Origin of the sequence: Streptomyces sp. NPDC021225 (genome assembly GCF_044332865.1) — a bacterium.
GTDB lineage: Bacteria > Actinomycetota > Actinomycetes > Streptomycetales > Streptomycetaceae > Streptomyces.
In genome coordinates this window covers 1-7,374 of sequence record NZ_JBIRPV010000029.1, presented here as the reverse complement: position 1 = coordinate 7,374, position 7,374 = coordinate 1, and the positions used below count along the sequence as shown (strand labels likewise).

At 73.8% G+C, this 7,374-nt stretch carries 2 protein-coding genes; both read left to right on the top strand.

Annotated elements, in window-relative coordinates:
- The coding region (locus tag ACH4S9_RS46985) for an acyltransferase domain-containing protein (RefSeq protein WP_398377809.1) at positions 1 to 1,390 on the top strand (1,390 nt) is incomplete at its 5' end.
- The coding region (locus ACH4S9_RS46980; protein ID WP_398377807.1) for an SDR family NAD(P)-dependent oxidoreductase at positions 1,387 to 7,374 on the top strand (5,988 nt) is incomplete at its 3' end. The genes ACH4S9_RS46985 and ACH4S9_RS46980, both read left to right, overlap by 4 nt.

Here is a 7,374-nt window from a genome sequence, read left to right as displayed (position 1 = left end):
GGTGCGGGGGGTGTTGGGGCAGGACAGTCATGTGGTGCGGGTGACGGGGGCGGACGAGGCCGCGGTACGGGCCCTCGCCACCACCTACGCCGACCAGCTGACCGCCACCCCCGAGGACCGGCTCGGCGATGTCGCGTACACCGCGAACACGGGCCGCGCCGCCCAGCGCTGGCGCGTCGCGGTCCACGGCGCCACCGCCGGGGAGCTGGCGGGCCGGCTCACCGACGTCACGAACGGCCGCACTCACGCCGTCCGGCACACGGGAAGGCCCACCACGGTCTTCCTCTTCACCGGACAGGGGTCCCAGTACGGCGAGATGGCCCGGGGCCTCCTCGCCACCGAGCCCCACTTCCGCGACGCGCTCAACGAATGTGCCGAACTCGTCCTGCCCCACCTCGACGTATTCCTGCTCGACCTGCTCCATGGCGACGCCCGGCACCTGTTGGACGACACCCGGTACGCGCAGGCCGCCATCGTCAGTGTCGAGGTCGCCCTGGTCCGCTTCCTGGAGGCGGTGGGGGTACGCCCGGACGCCGTCGCCGGGCACAGCCTCGGCGAACTCACCGCGGCCTGGGCCGCCGGCGTGCTCCCCCTGCCCGACCTGCTGCGCCTGGCCGCGCTGCGGGGAGCGCTCATGCAGGCGCAGCCCGGCGACGGGACCATGGCCGTCGTCCACACCGACGCCGAGACGCTCACCGCCGCACTGCGGCCGTATCCCGGCGTCGAGATCGCGGCCTACAACGCCGACCGGGAGCACACCATCACCGGTCCCACCGAGTCCGTCACCCGGTTCTGCGAGCAGACCCCGCACCGCACCCAGCGGCTCACGGTCAGCCATGCCTTCCACTCCGCCGCCATGGAACCGGCCGTGGCCCCGTTCGCCGAGGCCATGGCGGCCACGCCGCTCAAACCGCCCGCCATCCCGTTCGCCACCACCCTCACCGGCACCTGGCACACCGCCGAGACCGCTACCGATCCCGAGCACTGGGCGGCGGCCATCCGCCGGCCCGTGCACTTCCTCGGGGCCCTGACGACGCTCGGCGAGACCAGCCCTCGGGCCGTCTGGGAGATCGGGCCGCATCCGCACCTGCTGCCCCTGGCCCGCGCCACCCTCTCCGAGCCGACCCCGGCCTGGATTCCCACGCTCCGCCGCGGGCGCAACGACCAGGCCCAGCTGCACGCGGCCCTGACCACCCATGTCAACCACACGGGCGCCGACCTGGACTGGAGCAGTCTCCACGCCGGCAAGAACCACCGCACCACCACCATTCCCACGTACCCCTTCAACCGGCAGGAGCTGACCGCGCCCTCCGCCCGCCGCACCGTGACGAGTGCCGTCAGCCATCCGCTGCTCAACCGCCATTACGCGACCCGGAGTGAGGGACAGTGACGCACCGAACCGAGACCTACGAGAAGATCTTCGCGGGACACGAACCCCTCATCGCCCAGCACCGTGCCGACGGGTCCGGGCTGTTGCCCGCCTCGGTGCAGCTGGAGATGGCGATGGCGGGGATCGCCGAGCGCCGGCCGTTCGTGCCGCTGGAACTCACCGACGTCGCCTTTCTGCGGCCCCTCACCATCGACGACGGCGCGACGGCGGCCGTCAGGCTCGAGATGACGCACGCCCGGCCGACCCGTTTCGAGCTGAGCGCCGTGCTGGGCGGCGGCCGCAAGCCGCTGTCCACCGGCACCGGCCGCCCGCTCGGCGACGGCGCCCCGCGCCACCCGGTCCGGCCGGTGACCGGCACGCGCGCGATCGCTCCGGAGGAGCTGTACGACAGCTGGTCGCGAGCGGGACTCGAGTACGGGCCCGACTTCCGCACGGTCCGGGAACTCACGGTCGGGGCGGGGGTGGCCCGGGCCACCCTGCGCACCGACACCGAGCCCCTTCCCTGGCATGCCCACCCGCTGCTGGTGGACGGCGTGTTCCAGGTGGTCAGCTGCGCGCTCCAGGACCTTGAGGGAGCGGCCGGTCCGCTGCCCATGCTGCCGATCGGCGTCGCACGCGTCGCGGTCCTCGCGGATCTGTCGGCCCGGACGGCCGGCGTGACCGTACTCGTGCGCCGCACCAGTGCCGAGGGCGCCTACGCGACCGCGGATGCCCTGGTGCTCGGGCCGGCCGGGGAAGTGGCGGCGGAGTTCACCGGCGTACGGATGCGCCGCACGACCCCGCCGGGATCCGCGCTCCGGTCGTCGGCCGGCGTTCCACAGCCCCTCTCCTCGATCCGGTGGCGGCCGGCCGCCATGCCCGGCCCGCGACGCGAGCCCGCGACGGGCACCTGGGTGGTCCTGCACGACGGCGACACCGGCGGGCCCGGCGAGCACACGGTCCGGCGACTGCGCGCCGAGGGCGCCCGCGTGGTGGAGGCGGTCCTCGGCTCTCCGTCCGCCACGGACACCGAGGACGGGGATCGCCGGGCGCCGGCCTCCGCCGACGAGGAGGCGTTCCGGCGGCTGTGGGACTGGGTGGGCGACCCGGTGGCCGGAGTCGTACACCTGGGGAACAGCGGCCCCGTGCGGGACACTTCGTCCGAGGCCGCGGAGCTCGACGCCGGACTGTACGGGTGCTTCGCCGCGCTGAAGACCCTCGGGGAACGGCAGCGCCACGCCCGTTTCTTCGTGGTGACCCGGTCCGCGCAGCCGGTCGCGGACGACGACCACGCCGTTCCCGCACGCGCGGCGCTCTGGGGCCTCGTCCGCACCGCCGCCATCGAGTACCCGGGGCTGCGGCCACGCCTCATCGACCTCGACGACTCCTCCCTCGACGCGCTCGTGTCCGAGCTCGGCGACGGTCCCACGGAGGTCGGCTACCGGCACGGCGTCCGCCATGAGCCCGTCCGCCTGCGCGTCCGGCCCGCCCGCTCCGGAGCGCGGCCCATCAGGAAGGGCGGCCGCTACCTCATCCTGGGCGGGCACGGCGGTCTTGGCCTGGAGGTCGCCGCCCGGTTCGCGCGGGAGGGCGCCGACCTCGTCGCGCTCGTCAGCCGCACCGGCGGGGCGGGCGCCGACCAGGCCCGGCCGGCCGCGATCGGGGCATCGGGCTGCTCCATCGTCTCGTACGCCGCGGACATCACGGTTCCGGGCGAACTCGGGGCCGTGGTGGAACGTATCCGCGCGGACTTCGGCGATCTGCACGGAGTGGTGCACGCAGCCGGTACCCTCCGGGACGGGCTGCTCCGCTCGACCACCGCGGAGGACATCGCCGACGTGATGCGGCCCAAGGCGGACGGCGTCCGGGAACTCGCCGCCGTCGCCGGTCCGGACCTGGACTTCGCCGTCCTGTTCGGCTCCGTCTCCGGGACCTTCGGCAACCTCGGACAGGGCGGGTACGCCGCCGCCAACGCCTACCTCGACGCCTTCGCGCACGCGCGCGGCACACCGTGGCTGAGCGTCGACTGGGGCCTGTGGGGCGAGGTGGGCATGGGCACGGCCGTCGCCGACCAGCTGCGGCGCCGGGGCGTCAGGCCACTGGGCACGACCGAGGCGCTGGACGCGCTCATCGCGGTGCTGGGCGAGGACATGCGCCAGGTGGTCATCGCGCATCCCGACGCCTCGGACACCCTCGCCGACGACACCCCACCAGGTACCGGCACCGAGGTGCACGCCGCTGCTGACCGCGTCCAGGACGAGCTGGAGAACTTCCTGACGCAGCGTCTGGGCCTCGCCTCGTTCGACCGCGCCACACCGCTGGCGGACTACGGGATGAGCTCGATCATGAGCGTCGAGCTGTCGGAGGAGCTGTCCCGCAGGTGGGACATCCGGCTCCCCGCCACGCTCTTCCTGGAGTACGGCGGCTTCGCGGAGCTGGCGCAGGCGCTGACGGACCGCTACGGAGCGGCCGAAGCCCTTCCCGCACCGGCGCCGTCCGTTCCGCCTCCATCCTCACCGGCCCGCCACGCGGCGCCGGAGCCGGAGCCGTCCACCGATGCCGAGGCCCGCCCCGAGGACATCGCGGTGGTCGCCGTGTCCGGCGATCTGCCGGGGGCCGACGACCTGGACGGGCTGTGGACCCTGCTCCGCTCCGGCGGGCACGCCTTCACCGAGGTCCCGGCCGAACGCTGGGACATCGAGGCGCACTTCGAGCGGCGCGGCCCGGACATGACCGGGACGTACTGCCGTACGGGTGCCTTCCTCGCCGACATCGATCGCTTCGACCCGGCGTTCTTCGGCGTGTCCTTCCGCGAGGCCGAGGAGATGGACGCCCAGCAGAAGCTGCTGCTGGAACACGCCTGGGCGGTGCGGGACGACAGCGGCCTCGCCGACCGCCACGACATCGGCGTCTTCGTCGGCGCCACATACACACATCACCGCGATGCCCAAGGGCTGGAAACCGTCGGGCCCTACACGGCGCTCGGGTCCCTGAACGCGGTGCTGGCCAACCGGATCTCCTACGCACTGGATCTGACGGGCCCGTCGCAGACGGTCGACACGCTCTGCTCCTCGTCGCTGGTCGCCGTCCAGCAGGCGGTCGCGGCCCTGCGCGCGGGGAGCTGTGGCGCCGCGATCGTCGCGGCCTGCCACGTCGGGCTCACCCCGTGGTACTACCGCAGCCTGAGCCAGCTCGGCGCCCTGTCCGAGTCCCGGCCGCGCCCCTTCGACGACCGGGCCGACGGCTTCGTCCCGGGCGAGGGAGCGGTGGCCGTGATGCTGAAGCCACTGGCCGACGCCGAGCGGGACGGGGACCCGGTCTGGTGCGTCATCCGCGGTACGGCCGTCAACCACGGCGGCCGCGGCAGCGCCCTGCCGGTGCCCCGCAGCGAGGCCCAGACGGCGGTCGTCCGCGCGGCCCTGGCGGACGCGGATGTGGCCCCGGCGGACATCTCCCTGATCGAAACGCACGGCACGGCCACCCGGCTGGGCGATCCGGTCGAACTCGCCGCCCTCACCGAGGTGTTCGGCGCCGACCCGGCACGCCGGGAGCCGTGCCACATCGGCTCCGTCAAGGCCAACATCGGCCACCTGGAACCGGCCAGTGGACTCGCCGGCCTGATGAAAGTCCTGCTGTGCCTGCGACACCGGGAGATACCGCCGCTCGCCGGCTTCGAGACCCCCGGTGTCCACCTCGACCTGGACTCCGCCCCGTTCGTCGTCCCGACCGAGCCGCGGCCGTGGCACTCCGACGGACCGCGCCGCGCGGGGATCAGCGCCTTCGGCATGGGCGGCACCAACGCACATGTCGTTGTCGAGGAGTACGCGGCCGACCGACCGGTCGAGCACGTCGACCCGCCCGGCGTGCTGGGCGAGCACCTTCTCGTCCTGTCCGCGCACACCCCCGAGGGGCTGGTCCGGCGGGCGACGGACATCCACCGGCTGCTGCGGCGGGACACGCCGCCGAGCCCGGCCGCCCTGTGCCACTCGGCCGCGCTGGGACGCGACCACCAGCGCTACCGCATGGCGGTCCTGGGCTCCACGGCCGACGAACTGACCGCCGGGCTGGAGTGGGTCGTGCGTCAGGGCCCCGGTGTTCATGGGACCGTCCTGCGCAACGGCACGGCCCTGAACGGCGAGGCGGCCGTCGCCGATGGTGCTTTCTTCGAGCGCCTGGCAGCGTTCACCTCGGTGGGCGCGGCGCGGCTCGCGACCCAACTGCGCCTTCCCGAGGCCCGCTTGAGCAGCGCACTCGCCTTCTTCCACGTGGGTGGCGGAAGCGTCGACTGGCGCACGGTGTACCAGGGTGTGCCCACCAGGCGGATCACGCTGCCGCCGTACCCGTTCCGGGCGCCGTCCGACCGCGCGCGGGAAGACGACGCCGCGGACGTTGCCGAGAGCGTTCACCGGTTGGCGCGCGCCCATCGCGTGTTCGGCGAACCGACCGTGCCCGGAGCGCTGCCATTGGCTCTCGGCCTCCAGAGGGCCCGTGTCCTGCGGCGGATCACCTTCCCGGGACGGGGAACGGGAACCCATCAGCTCACCAGCGACCTGGGCGACACCACCCGCACGGGGCCGGCCACCTTCCGGTACGGCGACCGGGCCATCGCCCGTCTCGAGCCGGGTGTCCAGGACGGCCGGCCGGCCGAAGCGCCCGCCGAACGGGACATCGACGCCCTGCGCGCAGGGCTCGGCCGGACACTGGAACCGGCGGGCCTGTACGCCTGGTTCGCGGCGCGGGGGATGGACCTCGACGCACCCCTGCGGCCCCTCCTCGACGTGCGCTACGGACCGGACCGCGTGCTCGCGCGGGTCGACGGCCCGGCCGGCGGCGCACTGGAGCGGACGGTGGTCGCGCTCGACGCCGCCCTCCAGAGCATGGCCGTACTGACGCTCGCGGACTCGTCAGCACCGCCGGCCACGTATCTGCCGGTCTCCGTCGGGCAGGTGGCGAGCTGGGGCGACCCGGCGCAGGCGGCGTACGTGCTGCTGGAGGCCGACGACACCGAGAACGACCGGGTGCGCCGCGGTGACGCGACCCTGCTCTCCGCCGACGGCCGCGCCCTGGTCCGGCTCAGCGACATCGAGTACCGCACGGTGGCCGCACAGGGCGCGCCGGACATGACCGGCGAGCCCCGGCAGCGCCCGGTGGACGCCCTCGCACCGGCATCGGCGTCCGGTCGCGCTACGCGCGGAGACCGCGCCGCGGTGGCGGAGGCCGCGGTCGTCGCCCTGGTCCGGGAGGTGTTCCGCGATCCGGGCATCACGCCCACCACCTCGCTGTCCGCCGCAGGACTCGACTCCCTGCTGGCGACCGACATCGCCACCCGCATGGAAGAGACGTACGGGACGAGGCTGAGCCCCGCGGACGTCCTCGACTCCCCGGACTGCCGGGCCCTGGCCGCGTATGTGGCCGAGCGGGCCGCCGACAGCGTGTTCACGCCGGTCACGGCCGGCCCGCCCGCGAGCGAGCCGGCGGACGCCGAGGACGCGCCCGGAGCCGACGACATGGCCATCATCGGCTTCGCCCTCGCCCTGCCCGGCGCCCGGGACGCGGCCGGGCTGTGGTCGCTGCTCGCCCGCGCGGACACGGCCATCCGCCCGGCGCCGAGCGAACGGTGGGGCGGTTACGCGAACGAACGGGAACCCGACTTCGGGGGGTTCGTCGACAACATCGAGGAGTTCGACGCGGGGTTCTTCGACTTCTTTCCCAAGCAGGCCGAGGTGCTTGACCCTCAGGCGCGCTGGCTGCTGCGGACGACCTGGGAGGCCCTGGAGTCGGCCGGACTGCCACCGCGCCAACTTCCCCCCGCCACGGGCGTGTTCGTGGGCGCCAGCTACCAGCACTACCGGGAGTACAACATCGAGCCGGAACTGGACGCCCACAGCGGCCTGGGAAACCACAACGCCCTCCTCGCGAACCGGTTGAGTTATTTCCTGGATCTGCGGGGTCCGAGCATGACGATCGACACGTTGTGTTCGTCGTCGCTGGTGGCTCTGCACTCG